Source organism: Pseudomonas sp. GZJR-8 (assembly GCF_002916705.1).
Taxonomy (GTDB): domain Bacteria; phylum Pseudomonadota; class Gammaproteobacteria; order Pseudomonadales; family Pseudomonadaceae; genus Aquipseudomonas; species Aquipseudomonas synxantha_A.
The window spans coordinates 65224-84537 of the sequence record NZ_JXSI01000007.1; the positions used below are offsets into that span (position 1 = coordinate 65224).

Here is a 19314-nt window from a genome sequence, read left to right on the forward strand (position 1 = left end):
GGCTGATACACCGCCTTCGCGGGCAAGCCCGCTCCCACATTTGGTTTTGCAGTGGAATTAGAAATGGGTGCTGAGCCAGGAGGCGGCCAGGGCCAAGCCAAGGCAGCCGAACCCCACACGGTAAGCCTGACGATGCGCCCGTTCGGTGTGCGTATCCAGAAAAAGCATCGGCTGGTCGATAGCACGCTCTTCACTACGCATGGCGAGTTCAGCCATCGCACGTTGCGCATGCAGGCGGGTGATAAACAGCACCAAGGCGCCCGAGCAGGCAACCAACAGGGCAACAGCATTGATGAGCAGCGCCATCGCAAACCTCGGCGAATCAGTATTCGGATATCAGTCCAGATACCAACCTGAACGATAGTCGCCTCCTGCGCCTTTAATGCTCCTTCTCCGTTGACGGCTAATGTATCCAGTAATTTACAGCGTCACCTGAACGTCACCTTAACAAGCCACTCTGTTGCCCTTCGACGCTTGAGGAGCAAGTCATGTTGCACGCGCAAAACCAGGATCGGCTGTATCTGATCGCCCCAAACGATGAGCAAGAGGCGCTGGTCGGCAGCCTTGCGTTCAACGTCCAGGATCGCCACTGGCTGGTGTATTGCGCCCTCGGCGGCCACCAACATGCGGACTTGCCGGAACTGGATTTGCTCACCGGCGTGAGTGTGCTGGACTTCTATGTCGATACGGCGGCATGACCAAACCACGGGCATAAAAAAACCGGGCTCATCACTGAGCCCGGTTTTTTGTGCACGGTTTATTGCGAACTGAGCAACTGGCTGATGCTTGGGTCCTTGAACAGGCGGGTCAGTGCATCGCTGAGCACATCGCTGACCAGCTTGGTGTTGGTTTCCTGGTTGGGCGACATGCCGAAGCGCTGATTCAGCGATGCGGCGTAGCGGCCACTGTAGCGACGGGTACCGGCGCTGACGTCAGACTTGAAGGTCGCACCGATGGAGGCTTCGGTCACATACAGCCCCTCTTTGGGCGACTGGTACTTCAGCTCGGCCAGGGTCACGGTCAGTTGCGGCACACCTGGCGAGTTGGTCGGTGTAAAGCCCAGCAAGCGCACAGCGGCTTCAGCCTGGGCCTGCAGCTTGGGCAGCACATCCTGGCCGGTCACCGAAATCAGCGCAGTCTCCGGATACAGGCCGCCACGCGAGCCCAGGGTTGGCGACGGACGACCGTCGACCACACGTACCGACACCGGCTGGCCATGACCTACCGCAGCCAACGGCGCGGTGACTTTAGGTTGCGGGCTGAGTTGTTGCGGGCTGTTGGCGCAGCCAACCAGGGTCAAACTGGTCACAGTGATCAAACCGAACAACAGGCGTTGCAACATACTCATTTCTCCAGGACTAGGTGCAGACAGGTCGCCAGTATAACGGTGCACGCACGCCACTCACCAGCAATCCTGAACAGTGGCTGAAGCCACGGGCAAATTACAAATTCGCATAAATTGGTCACCGCAGTGTCATGCCACACTGGCAATCTTCAAGCATGTAACACACCAGGTACACAGCCATGCGCCTTCTCAAGACACTGTTCATGTCACACGCCCGTCACCGCCACTTCGCCCTGCTCGACGCCCAGGGCCATTGCCAGGCATTCAAGCAATGCAGCCTGCCGCCCGTCGGTGAAGGTTGGGTAGAAGTGACCGAGACTCATCTGGGCTGGATGCACCGCCCTCTGCCGGCCAGCGCCCGGGTCAAGCCGCAGGTTTTTCGCGCACAACACCGGCAAGCGTTGGCCTCCTGACCGGGACCCGAATAAAAGTCATAAAACACGCCCATTTCCCTGGCGTTCTTCGCTACAATCTCCCCCCGATTATAAGGACGTCTCCTGATCGGGCCCCGCAGCATCGTTAATGCCCAGGCATTAACCCCAAAATCGCCCACAGAGAGCCGCCCACACAGATCAAGTGAAGCTGGCGTGCTTGCTGTTTCCTTTGCAAACCACCCCGCCTTTATCGGATCTGCCAGAGCTGCCATTGCGCTCGGCCACTTGTGTTGTTTGCCCGTTTTGCCGCATGTCGGCAGAGGTTTACGGGCCAGGTGCCAGGCTGGGGCAGCCCTTTTTTGAGGTTCACGTCTTCAAAAGAGCGTGAAAAAACGGGTTTTCACAACTTCACAAGAGTGTGGCGAGCAAATGAATAGTTTGGCGTTTGTACAAGCACCATCAGCGTCTGGGGCAGCCCAATTACACAGGATCGAGCCTTCTTCAAAAACCGGAGCTTGAGCCTGTCCGCTACGGATTGGTTGCACGAATCGCACGCTTTGACCATAAGTCGAATTGCCACAGGCGCCTATGAATGCGTTCATAGGCAGATTAGCCCGGCAGGAAGCGTGTGCTGAAGTTGCAAAGAATTGCGAAACGGACATGGCGATCCTGGCCATGGGTAACCTGGGGCAACACGTGAACCGCCCCGTCACTCCTGGCAGCCATGCCGTCAATTTGGTGCTGCAGATTTTGGAGACGCGTTAAATGGCGCATAACGAAGCAGTCGACGTAGTTCTGGTAGGGGCCGGCATCATGAGTGCCACCCTGGCCGTACTGCTCAAGGAGCTCGACCCCGGCCTCAAGCTGGAAGTCGTTGAGCTGATGGATTCGGGTGCCGCGGAGAGTTCCAACCCGTGGAACAACGCCGGTACCGGCCACGCCGGGCTGTGTGAGCTGAACTACACGCCACAGGCCGCCGATGGCTCCATCGACATCAAGAAAGCCGTGCACATCAACACCCAGTTCGAGGTGTCGAAACAGTTCTGGGCGTACCTGACCAAGAAGGGCACCTTCGGCTCGTCCAAGTCGTTCATCAGCCCGGTCCCGCACCTGAGCTTCGTGCAGGGCGACAAAGGCGTGTCCTTCCTCAAGAAGCGTTTTGAGACCCTCAGCCAACATCACGCGTTTTCGGACATGCACTACACCGAAGACCGCAGCGAAATGGCCGAGTGGATGCCGCTGATGATGCCGGGCCGTCCGCTTGACGAAAAAATCGCCGCGACCCGCGTGATGAACGGCACCGACGTCAACTTCGGCGCCCTGACCAATCAGTTGCTCAGCCACCTGACCAGTTCGCCTGATGCCCAGGTCAAATACTGCAAGCGCGTCACCGGCCTCAAGCGTAACGGCGCCGGCTGGACCGTGAGCATCAAGGACGTCAACAGCGGCAACAGCCGCGAAGTGGACGCCAAGTTCGTGTTCCTCGGCGCCGGTGGTGCGGCCCTGCCGCTGCTGCAAACCTCGGGCATCGAAGAAAGCAAAGGCTTCGGCGGTTTCCCGGTCAGTGGCCAGTGGCTGCGTTGCGACAACCCGGAAGTGGTCAAACAGCACCAGGCCAAGGTCTACAGCCAGGCTGCCGTGGGTTCGCCGCCCATGTCCGTGCCGCACCTGGACACCCGCGTGGTGGATGGCAAGAAGTCGCTGCTGTTCGGGCCATACGCAGGCTTTACCACCAAGTTCCTCAAGCACGGCTCGTTCCTTGACCTGCCGATGTCGATTCGCGCTGGCAATATTGGCCCGATGCTGGCCGTGGCCCGCGACAACATGGATCTGACCAAGTACCTGGTCAGCGAAGTGCGCCAATCCATGGAGCAGCGCCTGGAATCCCTGCGTCGCTTCTACCCCGAGGCAAAAGCCGAAGACTGGCGCCTGGAAGTGGCCGGCCAGCGGGTGCAGATCATCAAGAAAGACCCGAAGAAAGGCGGCGTGCTGCAATTCGGCACCGAGCTGGTGGCGGCCAAGGACGGTTCGCTCGCGGCGCTGCTGGGCGCATCTCCGGGTGCCTCGGTGACCGTATCGATCATGCTGGAGCTGATTGAACGCTGCTTCCCGCAGAAGGCTGCCGGTGAATGGGCGAGCAAGCTGCACGAGATCTTCCCGGCGCGGGAAAAGGTCCTGGAGACGGATGCCGAGCTGTATCGCAAGATCAACACGCAGAACAACATCAGCCTTGAGCTGGTGGAGCCAAGCAACGAAGCCCAAAGCTACGCTTAAGGTTTGAATGCAAAAAAAACGCCCCTCGGGGCGTTTTTTTGTGGCTCGGATAATCAGCCGCGGGCTTTTTCGATCAGCTCGATGTACTCGGCGGCGTTGCGCTGGTCCTTGATCAGGTCAACGAAGGTCTGGCCATGCTCGTCCTGGCCATCCAGGTCCAGGCCTGCTTCTTGGAAAAAGCCCAGGAAACGCTCGAAGTCGTCGATACGCAGGCCGCGATAGGCCTTGATCAGTTTGTGCAGGGACGGCGAAGTCGCATCAACCGGCTCGAAGTCCAGGAACAACTTGATTTGGTCGTCACCGATCTCGTCGCCAATCACCTGTTTCTTATCTTTACGCATTACCGACTCCAGCCTGCAGACATTTACACGGGGTTTGAAGTCTACCTGCGCGACGCAGGATGTGGGAGGGGCTCAATCGAACTGGGCAAGCATCCAGCGTTGGTAGTCAGCCACACCGGCATCACCTTCTCGCGGCGCCCAATCAGCCAGCTCCCCCTCACCCACCGGTCGATAAGGCCCGGCCTTGCATTCGAACATCACAGTGTCAGGCTCCAGCACCACCAGGCCATGGAATACGCCCGGCGGCAAGTCGACACCGGCGCACTTACCACCCGCCTGCATCACGCGCTTGGCAATCACTTCACCCGTTTCGGTGAATATCAGTAGACCCAGGGCCCCCTGAAGCACCAGCAAGGTCTCCGCCTTGTCGGCACTCAGGTGACGATGGGGCGGTACATATGTGCTCGGTTGCAGGGCCACAGCCAAGCGATGGCAAGGTTCTTCCATCTGATGGAAATTATGGTGATACCGGCCACGAGGGCTGGCGGCCGCTTTCTCGGCCAATTCGGCAAACAGGGTCTGATCAAGAAAGCGGGCCATCGATTACATTCCTTTAACGGCAAAGATGCCATTGGCGTTACGCCAGTAGCCTTTGTAGTCCATGCCATACCCGAAGATATAGCGGTCGACGCAAGGCAGCCCAACAAAATCGGCTTTCAATTCAGGGCGGGCCTTGCGGTCGTGGTCTTTATCGATCAACACAGCGGTATGCACTTTGCGCGCGCCGGCATGTTTGCAGAAATCGATGATCGCGCCCAGGGTATGACCTTCATCGAGGATGTCATCAATGATCAGCACATCGCGGTCAATGAACGAAACTTCCGGCTTGGCCTTCCAGAACAGATCGCCGCCGCTGGTTTCGTTGCGATAACGGGTGGCGTGCAGGTAAGAGGCTTCCAGTGGGAATTGCAGGTGGGTGAGCAATTTACCGGCGAAGATCAGGCCACCGTTCATCACACAAAAGACCACCGGGTTGGTGTCGGCCATTTCGCGGGTGATGTGCTCGCCGACCTTGGCGATTGCTGCTTCGACCTGCGCTTCGGTGTACAGGCAGTCAGCCTCGTGCATGATTTGACGGATATGCTCGAGATCAGCAGACATGGCGCTCTCCAAGGGGGTGCTGTGGCAAGAAAAGCGGGCGAAGGTACGCTTCTCGTGCGCTCCAATCAAGCCTTTATGGACTAACGTACTTGATGTCTATAGGACAACACTCTCGGATAGATTAATCTAGGCCGGTTTTTTTGCCCGCCGCCGGAGCCTTTCCCATGCCCACTCGCGAGATCCGCCACCCGCTGATCCGACACAAACTCGGCCTTATGCGCCGTGCCGACATTAGCACGAAGAATTTCCGTGAGCTTGCTCAGGAAGTCGGAGCGCTGCTGACTTACGAAGCCACCAAGGATTTACCCCTGGAAACCTACGAGATCCCCGGTTGGGCCGGTCCCGTACAAGTGGAAAAAATCGCCGGTAAGAAAATTACCGTCGTCCCTATCCTGCGCGCCGGTATCGGCATGCTCGAAGGTGTACTCAGCCTGATCCCGGGCGCCAAGGTCAGCGCCGTGGGCGTTGCCCGCAATGAAGAAACACTGCAGGCCCACACCTACCTGGAGAAGCTCGTTCCGGAAATCAACGAGCGCCTGGCCATGATCATCGACCCGATGCTCGCCACCGGTAGCTCCATGGTCGCGACCATCGACCTGCTGAAAAAAGCCGGCTGCCGGGACATCCGTGCCATGGTGCTGGTGGCCGCGCCCGAAGGCATCGCCGCCGTCGAGAAAGCCCATCCGGATGTGCAGATCTACACCGCATCCATTGATGAGCGCTTGAATGAACACGGCTACATCATCCCAGGCCTTGGCGATGCCGGTGACAAGATCTTCGGCACCAAGCAGAAGGACGCGTGAACATGCAGGATGAATTCAACGACCCGCTTTGGCGCCAGATCCTGTCTGGCGCACAGATGCTCTTCGTAGCATTTGGCGCGCTGGTGTTGATGCCGCTGATCACAGGTCTTGATCCAAACGTCGCACTGTTCACCGCCGGCCTGGGCACATTGCTGTTCCAGGTGGTGACAGGGCGGCAGGTGCCGGTATTTTTGGCATCGAGCTTCGCGTTTATCACCCCGATCATCCTCGCCAAAGGCCAATTCGGCCTGGCGGCGACCATGGGTGGGGTGATGGCGGCCGGTTTCGTCTATACGTTCCTGGGCCTGGCCGTGAAGGTCAAGGGCACCGGCTTTATCGATCGACTGCTGCCACCGGTGGTCATCGGCCCGGTGATCATCTCGATCGGCCTGGCCATGGCGCCGATTGCCGCCAATATGGCCATGGGCAAGTCCGGCGACGGAGCCGAGTTGATCCATTACCAGACGGCGATGCTGATCTCGATGCCCGCGCTGCTGACCACCTTGATCGTGGCCGTGTTCGGCAAAGGTATTTTCCGCCTGGTGCCGATCATCTCCGGCGTGCTGGTGGGCTTTGCCATGTCGTTCTATTTTGGCGTGGTCGACACCGCAAAGATCGCGGCTGCGCCGTGGTTCGCCCTGCCCCACTTTACCGCGCCGGAGTTCAACTGGCAGGCGATCCTGTTTATCGTCCCGGTGGCCCTGGCCCCGGCGATCGAACATATCGGCGGTGTGATTGCGGTGGGCAGCGTGACCGGTCGCGACTACCTGAAAAAGCCCGGCCTGCACCGCACCTTGCTGGGTGACGGTATCGCCACTACGGCTGCCGGCATGTTTGGCGGCCCGCCGAACACCACCTACGCCGAGGTGACCGGCGCAGTGATGCTGACCAAGAACTACAACCCGAAAATCATGACCTGGGCGGCAGTGTTTGCCATCAGCCTGGCGTTTATCGGAAAGTTCGGCGCACTGCTGCAGAGCATCCCCGTGCCAGTGATGGGCGGGATTCTGTGCCTGCTGTTCGGCTCGATTGCCGCGGTGGGGATGAACACGCTGATTCGCCACAGGATCGACCTGGGTGAAGCACGCAACCTGGTGATTGTGTCGGTAACCCTGGTATTCGGGATTGGCGGTGTGCTGGTCGGCACCGGCACCGGCCCGGACGATTTCGGCCTCAAGGGCATTGCCCTGTGTGCGGTGGTGGCGATTGGCTTGAACCTGCTGCTGCCGGGCAATGATGGCTGGAAGAACAAGAAGCCGGATGAGCCGCTTCTTTAACTAACGCCGCAAAATAGAATGTGGGAGGGGGCTTGCCCCCGATGACGGAGTGCCAGTCGACATCTAATCGACTGATCCACCGCTATCGGGAGCAAGCCCCCTCCCACATTTTTTTGATTTTCAGTGTGGCTTAGAGCTCGCCCAGGCCATCAACCAGCGCCTGGTTCTGCTCAGGCGTACCGATACTGATCCGCAGGAACTGGGCAATCCGCTCCTGCTTGAAGTGCCGCACGATAACCCCCTGCTCACGCAACTTGGCTGCCAATCCAGCAGCGTCATGCCGTGGGTGGCGCGCAAAGATGAAGTTCGCCGCCGAGGGCAACACTTCAAACCCTTTGCCTTCCAGTTGCGCGACCACCTTGTTGCGGCTGTCGATCACCATCTGGCAGGTCTGCTCGAAGTATTCACGGTCTTCGAACGCCGCCGCCGCGCCAACAATCGCCAGGCGATCCAGCGGGTAGGAGTTGAAGCTGTTCTTGACCCGCTCCAGCGCCTCGATCAGGTCCGGATGACCCACGGCCAGGCCCACACGCAAACCGGCCAGTGAGCGCGATTTGGACAGGGTCTGGGTCACCAGCAGGTTCGGGTAACGGTCCACCAGGCTGATGGCGGTTTCGCCACCGAAGTCGATGTAGGCTTCGTCGACCACCACCACCGAATCCGGGCTGGCCTTGAGGATCTGCTCCACCGCATCCAGCGCCAGTACGCAGCCGGTGGGTGCGTTAGGGTTGGGGAAGATGATCCCGCCGTTGGGCCTGGCATAGTCAGATGCGCGAATCTGGAACTGCTCGTCCAACGCCAGCGCGTCGTACTTGATGCCGTAGAGGCCGCAATACACGGGGTAAAAGCTGTAGCTGATATCCGGGAACAGCAGCGGCAGATCGTGCTGGAACAGGCCATGAAAGATGTGCGCCAGGACTTCATCGGAACCGTTGCCCAGGAATACCTTCCCGGCGTCGATTCCGTAATACCTGGCCACTGCCTGTTTAAGCAGGTCGCTGTTGGGGTCCGGGTACAGGCGCAAGTTGTCGTTCAACTCGGCCTGCATCGCTGCCAATGCCTTGGGCGATGGGCCGTATGGGTTTTCGTTGGTGTTGAGCTTGACCAGCTTGGTCAGCTTCGGTTGCTCACCGGGTACGTAAGGCACAAGGTCCTTGACGAAAGGGCTCCAGAATTTGCTCATGCCTTACTCTCCCTTGACGATGCGGTATTCAGCGCTGCGTGCGTGAGCGCTGAGGGATTCACCACGGGCCAGCACCGAGGCAGTCTTGCCCAGCTCGGAAGCACCTTGTGGCGAGCAGAAGATAATCGACGAACGCTTCTGGAAGTCATACACCCCCAGCGGCGATGAAAAACGCGCAGTGCCGGAGGTCGGCAACACGTGGTTAGGCCCGGCGCAGTAGTCGCCCAGGGCTTCGCTGGTGTGACGCCCCATGAAGATCGCACCGGCGTGACGAATCGACGGCAACCAGGCCTGTGGATCCGCTACGGACAGCTCTAGGTGTTCCGGCGCGATGCGGTTGGCCACTTCGATGGCTTGCTCCATATCACGCACCAGAATCAGGGCGCCGCGGCCATTGATCGACTTCTCGATGATTTCGGCACGCTCCATGGTCGGCAGCAGCTTATTGATGCTGGCGGCGACCTTGTCGAGGAACTCGGCATCGGGGCTGACCAGGATCGCCTGGGCATCTTCGTCGTGCTCAGCCTGGGAGAACAGGTCCATGGCGATCCAGTCCGGATCGGTCTGGCCGTCACACACCACCAGAATTTCCGAAGGGCCGGCGATCATGTCGATGCCGACCTGGCCGAACACATGGCGCTTGGCGGTGGCGACGTAGATGTTGCCTGGGCCAACAACCTTGTCGACCTTCGGCACGCTTTCGGTGCCATAGGCCAAGGCCGCGACGGCCTGGGCGCCACCGATGGTGAACACGCGGTCGACACCCGCGATGCAGGCGGCAGCCAGCACCAGTTCGTTGATTTCACCACGAGGGGTCGGCACCACCATGACCACTTCAGTGACGCCCGCCACTTTGGCCGGAATCGCGTTCATTAACACGGACGACGGATAAGAGGCTTTACCGCCCGGCACGTAAAGGCCGGCACGGTCCAACGGCGTGACCTTCTGGCCCAGTACGGTGCCATCGGCTTCGGTGTAGCTCCAGGAGTCCTGCTTCTGCTTTTCGTGGTAGCTGCGTACCCGCGCCGCTGCGACTTCCAGGGCTTCGCGCTGGGGCGCGGTGATACGCGTCAGGGCCAGCTCAAGGCGCTCGCGGGGCAGGATCAGGTCCGCCATCGACTTGACGTCCAGGCCGTCGAACTGACGGGTGAAGTCCACCAGCGCCGCATCACCGCGCTCGCGCACGGCCTTGATAATGTCGAGCACCCGCTGGTTGACCGAATCGTCGGACACGCTTTCCCAGCTCAGCAGATGATCCAGATGATGGGCGAAATCCGGGTCGGCAGCGTTGAGTCGGGCAATTGCAGTGGACGTGGTCATAGCGAGGGCCTCAATAGAATTGGCAAAAACTCAGGCGCCCTAAACTAGCAGTCGTTTCCGCTTGGGCACCTGAGAATTCTGGCTATGAGGCGGATAGACGGGCGCAGCCTTTGGGCTACGCGGGTGAGTCAACCGCGGTGTCGAGACTCCACTGCCTTGCGCAGGGTGTCGATCAACGCCTGGATACGGGCGTGTTGCATCTTCATAGAAGCTTTGTTGACGATCAGGCGAGAGCTGATGTCGGCGATGAAATCCTGTGGCTCCAAACCGTTGGCGCGCAGGGTGTTGCCGGTGTCGACCACGTCGATGATCTTGTCGGCCAGGCCGATCAGCGGTGCCAGCTCCATCGAGCCGTAGAGCTTGATGATATCGACCTGGCGGCCCTGTTCGGCGTAGTAGCGCTTGGCGACGTTGACGAACTTGGTCGCCACCCGCAGGCGGCCCTTGGGCTCGACATCACCGACACGGCCAGCGGTCATCAACTTGCACAGGGCGATACGCAGGTCCAGTGGCTCATACAAGCCCTGGCCACCGTATTCCATCAGCACATCCTTACCCGCGACACCGAGGTCGGCGGCACCATGTTCAACGTAGGTCGGCACGTCGGTAGCCCGCACGATCAGCAGGCGAACGTCGTCCTGGGTCGTGGGGATGATCAGCTTGCGGCTCTTGTCCGGATTCTCGGTCGGCACGATGCCCGCTTCAGCCAGAAGCGGCAACGTGTCGTCAAGGATGCGGCCCTTGGACAGTGCGATGGTCAACATGGGAACGTCAGTCCTTCATCAGGCTATTGCTGTCCGGTCACAAACAGTGCCAGACACAGATCGAGGCCATGACAGCCTCGATTTGAAACAAACCAGTTAACAACAAACTGTGGCGAGGGAGCTTGCTCCCTCGCCACAAACAGGGAACTAGCCCGGTACGCGGCGGATCTTCGCGCCGAGCATCTGCAGTTTTTCTTCGATGCACTCGTAGCCACGGTCTATGTGGTAGATGCGATCGATCAGGGTGTCGCCTTCGGCGCACAGTGCCGAGATCACCAGGCTGGCGGAAGCACGCAGGTCGGTAGCCATTACTGGCGCGCCCTTGAGCTTGTCGATGCCGGTGACGATGGCGGTATTGCCTTCGACCTGGATCTTGGCGCCCATGCGGTGCAGTTCGTACACGTGCATGAAGCGGTTTTCAAAGATGGTCTCGATCACGGCACCCGTGCCTTCGGCAATCGCGTTCAGGGAGATGAACTGCGCTTGCATGTCGGTCGGGAACGCCGGGTATGGAGCGGTACGCACGTTGACGGCTTTTGGCCGCTTGCCGTGCATGTTCAGCTCGATCCAGTCTTCGCCGGTGGTGATCTCTGCCCCGGCTTCCTTGAGTTTTTCCAGGACGGCTTCAAGGATGGTCGGATCGGTGTCCTTGACCTTCACGCGACCACCGGTCACGGCAGCGGCAACCAGGTAGGTACCGGTCTCGATGCGGTCAGGCATGACTTTGTAGGTGGCGGTGTGCAGACGCTCTACACCATCAATGGTGATGGTGTCGGTGCCAGCACCGGAAACTTTGGCGCCCATGGCGTTGAGGAAGTTGGCCAGGTCGACCACTTCCGGCTCACGTGCGGCGTTTTGCAGCACGCTGCGGCCTTTGGCCAGGGCAGCGGCCATCATGATGTTTTCGGTACCTGTCACACTGACGGTATCAAAGAAGAAGTTCGCGCCACGCAGGCCGCCTTCCGGCGCCTTGGCCTTGATGTAGCCGCCTTCGACGTCGATGACTGCGCCCATGGCCTCAAGGCCACGGATGTGCAGGTCGACCGGACGCGAACCAATGGCGCAACCGCCAGGCAAGGCCACTTCGGCTTCGCCGAAACGAGCAACCATCGGGCCCAGCACCAGGATCGACGCACGCATGGTTTTCACCAGTTCGTACGGTGCGATCAGGGTCTTGATGGTGCGCGGGTCGATTTCGACGGCCAGCTTCTCGTCGATCACCGGCTCAATGCCCATGCGGCCGAACAGCTCGATCATGGTGGTAATGTCGTGCAGGTGCGGCAGGTTGGCTACAGTCACCGGGCCATCGCACAGCAGGGTCGCTGCCAGGATCGGCAAGGCGGAGTTTTTCGCACCGGAAATGCGGATCTCGCCATCAAGGCGGGCACCGCCGGTAATAATCAATTTATCCATAAGAATCTCGACGCCTTGGGGGCTCAGGTGCGCTCGGCCCAGGCCGCGCGGCTGAAAAATTTCATAGTGACCGCATGGATGCTGCCATCGGTGATCCATGGGTTCAAATGGGCATAGATCTGCTGCTGACGCTTGACCGGGCTCAATGCCGCCAGTTCATCGCTAATCACGTTCAGCTGGAAATTGCAGCCTTCGCCTTCAACTTCAACAGTCGTTTCCGGCAGCTTTCCTTCAAGGAAGCTCTTAACTTCTAGGGCCTGCATGCTCAACCTCTATCGGCGCCCAGTGCGCACGGGTCGCACATCATACAAAAAAGCCCCGCGCCTGCGAACCCCGCATAGCAGGACTCTGACGGGGGGGCTTTTCTGATAAATGTGTATTAAGGGTGTGCCAACAGCTCGGTCAGGCCGGAAACCTCGGCAATCTCGCGCATGTCTTCAGGCAAGGCACGGATACTGAGCGGCTTTTTTGCTGCTGCGGCATCGCGCATGAAGCACAGCAGCAACGACAGACCGACGCTGCTGGACTTGGTCACCGCCGAACAGTCAACCACCAGCGCAGGCGCATTGCTGGCCTTGATCAGTGCCTGGCCCTGCTTGCGCAGGTCAGGCCCGGTACGGTAATCGAGCACGCCGCTGAGCAACAGCTCGCCGGCGTCGCCGATACGAACAGCCGCCTCGGTCATTGCGCAGGCTTCCCGGCAGCTTTGTCGGTTTCTTCCTTGGCCTTGGCCACTTCACCGGCCCAACCATTGATGGTCTTGTCCAGGTTATTGCCATTGCGCTGCATCGCATCGGCGAACTGGTCACGGAACAGCTTGCCGATGTTGATGCCGTTGATGACCACGTTGCGCAGCTTCCATTCACCGTTGATTTTCGTCAGGGTGTAGGACACCGGATAGATCGCGCCATTGCTGCCCGAGACTTTCATTCCGACCTCGGCACGGTCGCCCGACTCCTCCCTGGCAGGGTCAACGACGATGCCCTGGTTGTTGTATTCCAGCAGAGCGTTGCCGTAAAACTGGAACAGACCACGCTTGAAGTTTTCCTGGAACGTCTGCATCTGCGCCGGGGTTGCCTTGCGCGAATACTTGACCGTCATGATGCTTTTGGAAATACCTTCGGCATCGACCACCGGGCCAACAATCGTGTTGAGTGCTTCGTAGAACCTGGAAGGGTCTTGCTTGTACTGCTCTTTGTTGGCCTTCAGGTCGGCCAGCATCCTGCTGGTCGTGTCCTGCACCAAATCGTGCGCAGAACCTGCCGCATTGGCCATCAGCGGCAACGCTGCAAGCAGTACCAGCAGGCCACGTCGCAAGGTAGAGATCATGAACAGATTCCTCATTTAGCGTCTTTATTGACCGTATTGAGCAGGAATTTACCGATCAGGTCTTCAAGTACCAACGACGACTGTGTGTCGTGGATTGTAGAGCCATCCTTGAGCAAGGCTGTTTCCCCGCCCACGCTGACACCGATGTATTTCTCGCCCAGTAGCCCCGCAGTGAGGATAGATGCCGTGGAGTCGGTCGGCAGGTTATCTACCTTCTTGTCCACCTGCATGGTCACTCGCCCGGTGAAGCTGTCGCGGTCCAGATCGATTGCCGTGACCTTGCCGATGGTAACGCCGGCCATGGTCACTTTGGCTCTGACCGTCAAACCGGCGATATTGTCGAAATACGCGTAAAGTTTATAGGTATCGGCGGTGGGGCTGGCCGACAGGCCGCTGACTCGCAGGGCCAACAACAGTAAAGCCAGGATGCCAGCCAGCAAGAAAAGGCCGACACCGATCTCCACAGTGCGGTTTTGCATCAGAAATCTCCAAACATCAAGGCGGTCAAAATGAAGTCAAGGCCCAGTACCGCCAGCGAGGCGTACACAACGGTCTTGGTAGTGGCACGACTGATCCCTTCTGAGGTGGGCTCGCAGTCATAGCCTTGGAATACGGCAATCCACGTCACTACAAAGGCAAAGACAATGCTCTTTATGATGCCGTTGAGCACGTCACCGGTGAAGGTCACGCTGTTTTGCATGTTGGCCCAGTAGGAGCCGTCATAGACGCCCAACCAGTCAACCGCCACCCACGAACCGCCCCAGATACCCACCACGCTGAAAATCATCGCCAGCAATGGCAGGGAAATAAAGCCGGCCCACAGGCGCGGGGCAACAATGTACTTGAGCGGGTCCACACCGATCATTTCCAGGCTGGACAGTTGCTCGGTGGACTTCATGTTGCCGATTTCGGCGGTCAGCGCCGAACCTGCGCGCCCCGCGAACAGCAAGGCAGTGACCACCGGGCCGAGCTCACGCAGCAGGGTCAAGGCCACCATCTGGCCTACCGCCTGCTCCGAGCCGTAGCTGGACAGGATGTTGAAGCCCTGCAGCGCCAGCACCATGCCGATGAACACCCCGGAGACCACAATGATCACCAGGGACATCACACCCACTGCGTGCAACTGCTTGAGCAGCAGGCCGAAGCCGCCGCCGATGCCGCCGCGGCCCAGCAAGGCGTGGAACAGGAAAATGGTCGAACGCCCCAGGACTTCGATGATGTCGATGCCCGAGCGACCGAAAAGGCGAACCTTTTCGATAAGAGATGTCTTGCGCATCAGCGCTTCCCCAGAAGATCTGAGCGGTAGTCCGCTGCCGGAAAGTGAAAAGGCACCGGGCCATCGGGATCGCCGGTCATGAATTGGCGGATACGCGGGTTATCGGCGTTCATCAGCTCTTCAGGCGTACCCTGCCCCAGCACCTGGCCATCACCCACTACGTACAGGTAGTCGGCGATGCTCGCGGTTTCGGCCAGATCGTGAGACACCACGATGCTGGTGATTCCCAATGCATCATTGAGCAGGCGGATCAGGCGCACCAGCACACCCATGGCGATCGGGTCCTGACCCACGAATGGCTCGTCGTACATAAGGATCTGCGGGTCGAGGGCAATGGCCCGCGCCAGGGCGACACGGCGCTTCATACCGCCGGACAGTTCGTCCGGCATCAAGTCGATGGCACCGCGAAGGCCAACGGCCTGCAGCTTCAGCAACACAATGTCACGAATCATTTCATCGGACAGCTGGGTATGCACCCGCAGCGGGAACGCTACGTTTTCGAAAACATCGAGGTCGGTAAACAGCGCGCCGCTCTGGAACAGCACGCCCATATGCTTGCGCGCATCGAACAGATCGCTGCGCGACAGCGTCGGCAGGTTCTGGCCGTTGACCCACACTTCGCCGGCACTGGGGCGCAATTGCATGCCCATCAGGCGCAACAGGGTGGTCTTGCCGCAACCGGAAGGCCCCATGATGCCCGTGACCTTGCCGCGAGGAATGCGAATATCGACGTTATTGAAGATGCTGCGCGAACCGCGCTTGAAGGTAAGGCCCTTCAGCTCGACCGCGTAGGCGTTATCGGCACTCATCTAATCTCCTTGGGATGCAGCCTTTCACTCAGACACCATGTGTGCGACTTTGGTTTGCAACGGATGCGCAATAATTAGGCACATGGGTTGGGCGGACCGAACTGGCGGCGAACTATATCACCGCTGGTGCGGCGCCCCCAAGGCCGGAACAGCGCTCGTTCAGATTTAGGACAGGGAATAACCGTTACCGAAGGTGATTGGCTGGAACTTCGCGCACAAAGCCTGACGAACTTACGTGAGGGAATTGATCATTACCGCTATAATCGCCGCCTTTTCGTCAGGCTATACGATTTCAGACATGAGCCAATCCAGCGAACTTGTTCAATCCGCACAACGCACTATCCGCCTAGAGCTTGAAGCCGTAGAAGGCTTGCTGGCCCATATCAACGCGGATTTCGTGCGCGCCTGCGAGATGATCCTGGCCAGCAAGGGCCGCGTTGTCGTGGTCGGCATGGGTAAATCCGGCCACATCGGCAACAAGATCGCCGCCACCCTGGCAAGCACCGGGACCACCGCTTTTTTCGTGCATCCGGCCGAAGCCAGCCACGGCGACATGGGCATGATCACCAAGGATGACGTGATTCTGGCGCTGTCCAATTCCGGCACCACCAACGAAATCGTGACCCTGTTGCCGTTGATCAAGCGCCTGGGCATCCAGATGATCAGCCTCACGGGCAACCCGGAATCGACCCTGGCCAAGGCCGCCGACGTCAACCTCAACGTGCACGTGGCCCATGAGGCCTGCCCGTTGAACCTGGCACCGACTTCCTCCACCACCGCCGCACTGGTCATGGGCGATGCCCTGGCGGTGGCGCTGCTGGAGGCCCGTGGGTTTACTGCAGAAGACTTCGCATTTTCCCATCCAGGCGGTGCCCTCGGCCGTCGCTTGCTGCTGAAAGTGGAAAATGTCATGCATTCGGGCGCCGAACTGCCAAGCGTTCCACGCGGTACCCTGCTCAGGGATGCGCTGATGGAAATGACCCGCAAGGGCCTGGGCATGACGGCAATCCTGGAGACCGACGGACGCTTGGCCGGGATATTCACCGACGGTGATCTGCGCCGTACCCTGGACCGCACCATTGATATTCACACCGCCACCATCGACGCGGTGATGACACCCCACGGCAAGACCGCCCGCGCTGAAATGCTCGCGGCTGAAGCGCTGAAAATCATGGAAGACCACCGGATCGGCGCGCTGATCGTCGTCGATAACGATGATCGACCGATCGGAGCCCTTAACCTTGGCGACTTGCTGCGCGCAGGAGTGATGTAAATGACCAGCGATCTGTTGCAACGCGGTAAAAACATCAAGCTGGCGATTTTCGACGTAGACGGCGTGCTGACCGACGGCCGCCTGTACTTTCTCGAAGACGGCAGCGAATTCAAGACATTCAATACGCTCGATGGCCAGGGCATCAAGATGTTGATGGCGGCGGGTGTGCAAACGGCGATTATCAGTGGTCGAAAGACGCCGGTTGTGGAACGCCGCGCACAAAACCTCGGAATTGCTCACCTGTATCAGGGCCGCGAGGATAAACTGGTGGTGCTGGACGAGCTTCTTGGCCAACTCAACCTAAGCTATGAACAAGTCGCCTATCTGGGTGACGACCTGCCCGACCTGCCGGTGATTCGCCGGGTGGGCCTGGGCATGGCGGTCGCGAATGCCGCGGCGTTTGTGCGCGAACACGCCCATGGCATCACCACCGCCCGTGGCGGCGAAGGTGCTGCCCGCGAGTTCTGCGAGTTGATCCTGCGTGCCCAGGGCAGCCTTGAAGCGGCCCACGCCGCCTACCTATAGAGCGTTATATGCTGAGCAAAAAGATTCGCAACTTCCTGCTATTCGGGGTCATTGCCGCGCTGTTCCTGGCGGTGGGCTACTGGAATATCAGCCCGGAGCGCTTTCTCGACAAGCCTGTTGCGCAGGTTGACGAAGGTGTTATCGACTATTACGCCACCAACGCCTACAGCATTCAGTTCCTGCCAGACGGCAAGGTGCAGTATGAAATGACATCGGACAAGGTCGAGCACTTGAAGGTAGCCGATGTCAGCCTGCTGACCAACCCGGACCTGAATCTGTATCGCGGTACCGAATTTCCCTGGCACGTGACCAGCAAGCGTGGCGAGGTGAACTCGGACGGCACCGAAGTTGAACTGATCGACTCGGTACGCGTCGCACGTACAGACGCGCAGAACCGCGACACCATCATTACCAGCAGTCGCATGACGGTATTCCCACAGAAGCAATATGCGCAGACCGAGCAAGACGTTAGAATCGACGGCGCTGGCGGTGTATCGACTGGCAAGGGAATGAAAGCGTATTTGAAAGAAAGCAGGATACACCTGCTATCGAACGTAAGAGGACAGTATGAGGCTCGTTAAAACCCTCCCTATTTTGCTCGGTCTGGGCGCAGCACTGGGAAGCGTGAGCGCCTGGGCTCTGCCGAACGATAGCCAGCAACCGATCCACATCTCGGCTGACGATGCGCAGCTCGATGACAAGCAAGGTGTCGCGACCTACAAGGGCGACGTAATCATCACTCAAGGTTCGATGAAGATTACCGGCAATACCGTCACCCTGACCCGCACCCCGGCCGGCGATATCGACGTCGTGACCTCGGTGGGCAACCTTGCCTATTTCGAACAGAAGCAAAACGCCGCCGATCCAGGCCCGATCAAAGGCTACGGCGTAACCATCCAGTACCACGCGCCGCAGAACCGCATCGTACTGACTGACCGCGCCAAAGTGATCAGCAGCGACGGCAACTCGACCGAAGGCGAGAAAATCGTCTACGACACCGTCAAGCAGGTCGCCACTGCTGGCCGCGCCAATGGCACCAAGGTCACCGCGCCACGTCCGCGCATTGACATGGTTATCCAGCCGAAGAAGAAGGCCCAGTAATGGCAACCCTGAAAGCCCAGCATCTGGCCAAGGCCTATAAAAGCCGCCAGGTGGTACGTGATGTCAGCCTGTCGATCGACAGCGGCCAGATCGTCGGCTTGCTCGGCCCTAACGGTGCTGGCAAGACCACCTGTTTCTATATGATCGTCGGGCTGGTCCAGGCGGATCAGGGTCGCGTATTGATCGACGACCTGGACGTCAGCCACCAGCCCATGCACGGTCGTGCACGCGCCGGTATCGGTTATCTGCCCCAGGAAGCGTCGATCTTCCGCAAACTGTCGGTAGCCGACAACATCATGGCGATCCTCGAGACCCGCAAGGAACTCGACCGCGACGGCCGCCGCAAAGAGCTGGAAAGCCTGTTGCAGGAGTTCCACATCAACCATATTCGCGACAACCTCGGCATGAGCCTGTCCGGTGGTGAGCGCCGCCGCGTGGAAATCGCCCGCGCCCTGGCCACCGCACCGAAGTTCATCCTGCTGGATGAGCCGTTTGCCGGCGTTGACCCGATTTCGGTCGGCGATATCAAGCAGATCATTCACCACCTCAAGGCCAAGGGTATTGGCGTGCTGATCACCGACCACAACGTCCGTGAGACGCTGGATATCTGTGAAACCGCCTATATCGTCAACGATGGTCAGTTGATTGCTGAAGGCGACGCCGAGACCATCCTGGCCAATGAACTGGTCAAGGAAGTTTATCTGGGTCACGAGTTCCGCCTGTAGACGGAGTGGTATCGCGCCTTTCGCCGGAGCGCGCAGGAGTCAATAGAAACCTTGGTTTTTTTATTGTTACCGCGCTCTAGG

Annotated in this window: 25 protein-coding genes; 10 read left to right on the forward strand and 15 right to left on the reverse strand. The window is 59.2% G+C overall.

Annotation, left to right across the window (positions count from 1 at the left end; genetic code table 11):
- Positions 1-57: 57 nt before the first annotated feature.
- The gene (locus TK42_RS15420; RefSeq protein WP_032877757.1) at positions 58-306 is read right to left on the reverse strand and encodes a hypothetical protein; all 249 of its coding nucleotides are present in this window, start codon (positions 304-306) and stop codon (positions 58-60) included.
- Between the two features lie 182 nt (positions 307-488).
- Between TK42_RS15420 and TK42_RS15425 the strand changes: the two genes are divergently transcribed.
- The gene (locus TK42_RS15425) at positions 489-698 is read left to right on the forward strand and encodes a hypothetical protein (RefSeq protein WP_005784881.1); all 210 of its coding nucleotides are present in this window, start codon (positions 489-491) and stop codon (positions 696-698) included.
- A 59-nt stretch (positions 699-757) separates the two neighbouring features.
- Here the strand turns inward: TK42_RS15425 and TK42_RS15430 are convergent, their stop codons facing one another.
- A complete protein-coding gene (locus tag TK42_RS15430) occupies positions 758-1342 on the reverse strand; it encodes a YajG family lipoprotein (protein ID WP_032877759.1) in 585 nt (194 codons plus the stop codon).
- Between the two features lie 182 nt (positions 1343-1524).
- Between TK42_RS15430 and TK42_RS15435 the strand changes: the two genes are divergently transcribed.
- Positions 1525-1758: a hypothetical protein gene (locus tag TK42_RS15435; protein WP_032877761.1), complete on the forward strand. Its 234-nt coding sequence runs from the start codon at positions 1525-1527 to the stop codon at positions 1756-1758.
- Between the two features lie 726 nt (positions 1759-2484).
- Positions 2485-3993, forward strand: a complete 1509-nt coding sequence (gene mqo, locus TK42_RS15440; protein WP_103734624.1) for a malate dehydrogenase (quinone) — start codon at positions 2485-2487, stop codon at positions 3991-3993.
- Between the two features lie 53 nt (positions 3994-4046).
- Here mqo and TK42_RS15445 read toward each other — a convergent pair whose 3' ends face one another.
- From TK42_RS15445 to TK42_RS15455, 3 genes are all read right to left on the reverse strand, one after another.
- A complete protein-coding gene (locus TK42_RS15445) occupies positions 4047-4334 on the reverse strand; it encodes a PA4642 family protein (RefSeq protein ID WP_078820296.1) in 288 nt (95 codons plus the stop codon).
- Between the two features lie 72 nt (positions 4335-4406).
- Positions 4407-4874, reverse strand: coding sequence for a WbuC family cupin fold metalloprotein (locus TK42_RS15450; RefSeq protein WP_032877765.1), 468 nt, complete (start codon positions 4872-4874; stop codon positions 4407-4409).
- A gap of 3 nt (positions 4875-4877) precedes the next feature.
- Positions 4878-5435 (reverse strand): hypoxanthine-guanine phosphoribosyltransferase, encoded by a 558-nt coding sequence (locus TK42_RS15455; protein WP_005784869.1) that lies wholly within the window; start codon positions 5433-5435, stop codon positions 4878-4880.
- A gap of 164 nt (positions 5436-5599) precedes the next feature.
- Between TK42_RS15455 and upp the strand changes: the two genes are divergently transcribed.
- A complete protein-coding gene (gene upp, locus TK42_RS15460; protein ID WP_003188608.1) occupies positions 5600-6238 on the forward strand; it encodes a uracil phosphoribosyltransferase in 639 nt (212 codons plus the stop codon).
- A 2-nt stretch (positions 6239-6240) separates the two neighbouring features.
- Positions 6241-7515 (forward strand): uracil-xanthine permease family protein, encoded by a 1275-nt coding sequence (locus TK42_RS15465; protein ID WP_032877767.1) that lies wholly within the window; start codon positions 6241-6243, stop codon positions 7513-7515.
- 130 nt (positions 7516-7645) lie between these two features.
- On the opposite strand, the gene hisC is transcribed toward TK42_RS15465, so the two are convergent.
- From hisC to TK42_RS15515, 10 genes are all read right to left on the reverse strand, one after another.
- Positions 7646-8698 (reverse strand): histidinol-phosphate transaminase, encoded by a 1053-nt coding sequence (hisC, locus tag TK42_RS15470; RefSeq protein ID WP_032877769.1) that lies wholly within the window; start codon positions 8696-8698, stop codon positions 7646-7648.
- A gap of 3 nt (positions 8699-8701) precedes the next feature.
- Positions 8702-10018 (reverse strand): histidinol dehydrogenase, encoded by a 1317-nt coding sequence (hisD, locus tag TK42_RS15475; protein WP_003188601.1) that lies wholly within the window; start codon positions 10016-10018, stop codon positions 8702-8704.
- A 128-nt stretch (positions 10019-10146) separates the two neighbouring features.
- Complete coding sequence (hisG, locus tag TK42_RS15480; protein WP_003188599.1) at positions 10147-10782, reverse strand: ATP phosphoribosyltransferase; 636 nt, start codon at positions 10780-10782, stop codon at positions 10147-10149.
- A gap of 147 nt (positions 10783-10929) precedes the next feature.
- On the reverse strand, positions 10930-12195 hold the full coding sequence (gene murA, locus TK42_RS15485) for a UDP-N-acetylglucosamine 1-carboxyvinyltransferase (protein WP_005784861.1): 1266 nt from the start codon (positions 12193-12195) through the stop codon (positions 10930-10932).
- 23 nt (positions 12196-12218) lie between these two features.
- Positions 12219-12458, reverse strand: coding sequence for a BolA family protein (locus tag TK42_RS15490; RefSeq protein WP_003188597.1), 240 nt, complete (start codon positions 12456-12458; stop codon positions 12219-12221).
- Between the two features lie 116 nt (positions 12459-12574).
- Entirely contained in the window at positions 12575-12880 is a 306-nt protein-coding gene (locus tag TK42_RS15495; protein WP_103734625.1) for a lipid asymmetry maintenance protein MlaB, read from the reverse strand.
- Positions 12877-13524, reverse strand: a complete 648-nt coding sequence (locus tag TK42_RS15500; protein WP_032877773.1) for a phospholipid-binding protein MlaC — start codon at positions 13522-13524, stop codon at positions 12877-12879. The genes TK42_RS15495 and TK42_RS15500 overlap by 4 nt, the downstream gene beginning before the upstream one ends.
- Positions 13525-13535: 11 nt before the next feature.
- Positions 13536-14003 (reverse strand): outer membrane lipid asymmetry maintenance protein MlaD, encoded by a 468-nt coding sequence (gene mlaD / locus TK42_RS15505; RefSeq protein WP_005784855.1) that lies wholly within the window; start codon positions 14001-14003, stop codon positions 13536-13538.
- Positions 14003-14800 (reverse strand): lipid asymmetry maintenance ABC transporter permease subunit MlaE, encoded by a 798-nt coding sequence (gene mlaE / locus TK42_RS15510; protein ID WP_005784853.1) that lies wholly within the window; start codon positions 14798-14800, stop codon positions 14003-14005. Before mlaE ends, mlaD begins: the two co-directional genes overlap by 1 nt.
- On the reverse strand, positions 14800-15609 hold the full coding sequence (locus TK42_RS15515) for an ATP-binding cassette domain-containing protein (protein ID WP_005784851.1): 810 nt from the start codon (positions 15607-15609) through the stop codon (positions 14800-14802). The genes mlaE and TK42_RS15515 overlap by 1 nt, the downstream gene beginning before the upstream one ends.
- A 298-nt stretch (positions 15610-15907) precedes the next feature.
- Here TK42_RS15515 and TK42_RS15520 point away from each other — a divergent pair, with 298 nt between their 5' ends.
- Genes TK42_RS15520 through lptB form a run of 5 tightly spaced genes read left to right on the forward strand, consistent with a single transcriptional unit; the run spans position 15908 to position 19233 of the window.
- Positions 15908-16882 carry a KpsF/GutQ family sugar-phosphate isomerase gene (locus tag TK42_RS15520; protein WP_032877777.1) on the forward strand — a complete coding sequence of 325 codons (975 nt, stop codon included), beginning with the start codon at positions 15908-15910 and terminating at the stop codon, positions 16880-16882.
- Complete coding sequence (locus TK42_RS15525; protein WP_005784847.1) at positions 16883-17407, forward strand: HAD family hydrolase; 525 nt, start codon at positions 16883-16885, stop codon at positions 17405-17407. It begins immediately after the preceding gene.
- Positions 17408-17415: 8 nt separating this feature from the next.
- Positions 17416-17988, forward strand: coding sequence for an LPS export ABC transporter periplasmic protein LptC (gene lptC / locus TK42_RS15530; protein ID WP_032877780.1), 573 nt, complete (start codon positions 17416-17418; stop codon positions 17986-17988).
- Positions 17975-18508, forward strand: coding sequence for a lipopolysaccharide transport periplasmic protein LptA (lptA, locus tag TK42_RS15535; protein ID WP_032877782.1), 534 nt, complete (start codon positions 17975-17977; stop codon positions 18506-18508). The genes lptC and lptA overlap by 14 nt, the downstream gene beginning before the upstream one ends.
- Positions 18508-19233, forward strand: a complete 726-nt coding sequence (gene lptB, locus TK42_RS15540) for an LPS export ABC transporter ATP-binding protein (protein ID WP_005784841.1) — start codon at positions 18508-18510, stop codon at positions 19231-19233. The genes lptA and lptB overlap by 1 nt, the downstream gene beginning before the upstream one ends.
- Positions 19234-19314: the final 81 nt, after the last annotated feature.

Bases quoted from the DNA above. Each gene is read 5' to 3' on its own strand.
- TK42_RS15420 (WP_032877757.1), bottom strand. From the start codon at position 306: ATGGCGCTGCTCATCAATGCTGTTGCCCTGTTGGTTGCCTGCTCGGGC.
- TK42_RS15425 (WP_005784881.1), top strand. From the start codon at position 489: ATGTTGCACGCGCAAAACCAGGATCGGCTGTATCTGATCGCCCCAAAC.
- TK42_RS15430 (WP_032877759.1), bottom strand. From the start codon at position 1,342: ATGTTGCAACGCCTGTTGTTCGGTTTGATCACTGTGACCAGTTTGACC.
- TK42_RS15435 (WP_032877761.1), top strand. From the start codon at position 1,525: ATGCGCCTTCTCAAGACACTGTTCATGTCACACGCCCGTCACCGCCAC.
- mqo (WP_103734624.1), top strand. From the start codon at position 2,485: ATGGCGCATAACGAAGCAGTCGACGTAGTTCTGGTAGGGGCCGGCATC.
- TK42_RS15445 (WP_078820296.1), bottom strand. From the start codon at position 4,334: ATGCGTAAAGATAAGAAACAGGTGATTGGCGACGAGATCGGTGACGAC.
- TK42_RS15450 (WP_032877765.1), bottom strand. From the start codon at position 4,874: ATGGCCCGCTTTCTTGATCAGACCCTGTTTGCCGAATTGGCCGAGAAA.
- TK42_RS15455 (WP_005784869.1), bottom strand. From the start codon at position 5,435: ATGTCTGCTGATCTCGAGCATATCCGTCAAATCATGCACGAGGCTGAC.
- upp (WP_003188608.1), top strand. From the start codon at position 5,600: ATGCCCACTCGCGAGATCCGCCACCCGCTGATCCGACACAAACTCGGC.
- TK42_RS15465 (WP_032877767.1), top strand. From the start codon at position 6,241: ATGCAGGATGAATTCAACGACCCGCTTTGGCGCCAGATCCTGTCTGGC.
- hisC (WP_032877769.1), bottom strand. From the start codon at position 8,698: ATGAGCAAATTCTGGAGCCCTTTCGTCAAGGACCTTGTGCCTTACGTA.
- hisD (WP_003188601.1), bottom strand. From the start codon at position 10,018: ATGACCACGTCCACTGCAATTGCCCGACTCAACGCTGCCGACCCGGAT.
- hisG (WP_003188599.1), bottom strand. From the start codon at position 10,782: ATGTTGACCATCGCACTGTCCAAGGGCCGCATCCTTGACGACACGTTG.
- murA (WP_005784861.1), bottom strand. From the start codon at position 12,195: ATGGATAAATTGATTATTACCGGCGGTGCCCGCCTTGATGGCGAGATC.
- TK42_RS15490 (WP_003188597.1), bottom strand. From the start codon at position 12,458: ATGCAGGCCCTAGAAGTTAAGAGCTTCCTTGAAGGAAAGCTGCCGGAA.
- TK42_RS15495 (WP_103734625.1), bottom strand. From the start codon at position 12,880: ATGACCGAGGCGGCTGTTCGTATCGGCGACGCCGGCGAGCTGTTGCTC.
- TK42_RS15500 (WP_032877773.1), bottom strand. From the start codon at position 13,524: ATGATCTCTACCTTGCGACGTGGCCTGCTGGTACTGCTTGCAGCGTTG.
- mlaD (WP_005784855.1), bottom strand. From the start codon at position 14,003: ATGCAAAACCGCACTGTGGAGATCGGTGTCGGCCTTTTCTTGCTGGCT.
- mlaE (WP_005784853.1), bottom strand. From the start codon at position 14,800: ATGCGCAAGACATCTCTTATCGAAAAGGTTCGCCTTTTCGGTCGCTCG.
- TK42_RS15515 (WP_005784851.1), bottom strand. From the start codon at position 15,609: ATGAGTGCCGATAACGCCTACGCGGTCGAGCTGAAGGGCCTTACCTTC.
- TK42_RS15520 (WP_032877777.1), top strand. From the start codon at position 15,908: ATGAGCCAATCCAGCGAACTTGTTCAATCCGCACAACGCACTATCCGC.
- TK42_RS15525 (WP_005784847.1), top strand. From the start codon at position 16,883: ATGACCAGCGATCTGTTGCAACGCGGTAAAAACATCAAGCTGGCGATT.
- lptC (WP_032877780.1), top strand. From the start codon at position 17,416: ATGCTGAGCAAAAAGATTCGCAACTTCCTGCTATTCGGGGTCATTGCC.
- lptA (WP_032877782.1), top strand. From the start codon at position 17,975: ATGAGGCTCGTTAAAACCCTCCCTATTTTGCTCGGTCTGGGCGCAGCA.
- lptB (WP_005784841.1), top strand. From the start codon at position 18,508: ATGGCAACCCTGAAAGCCCAGCATCTGGCCAAGGCCTATAAAAGCCGC.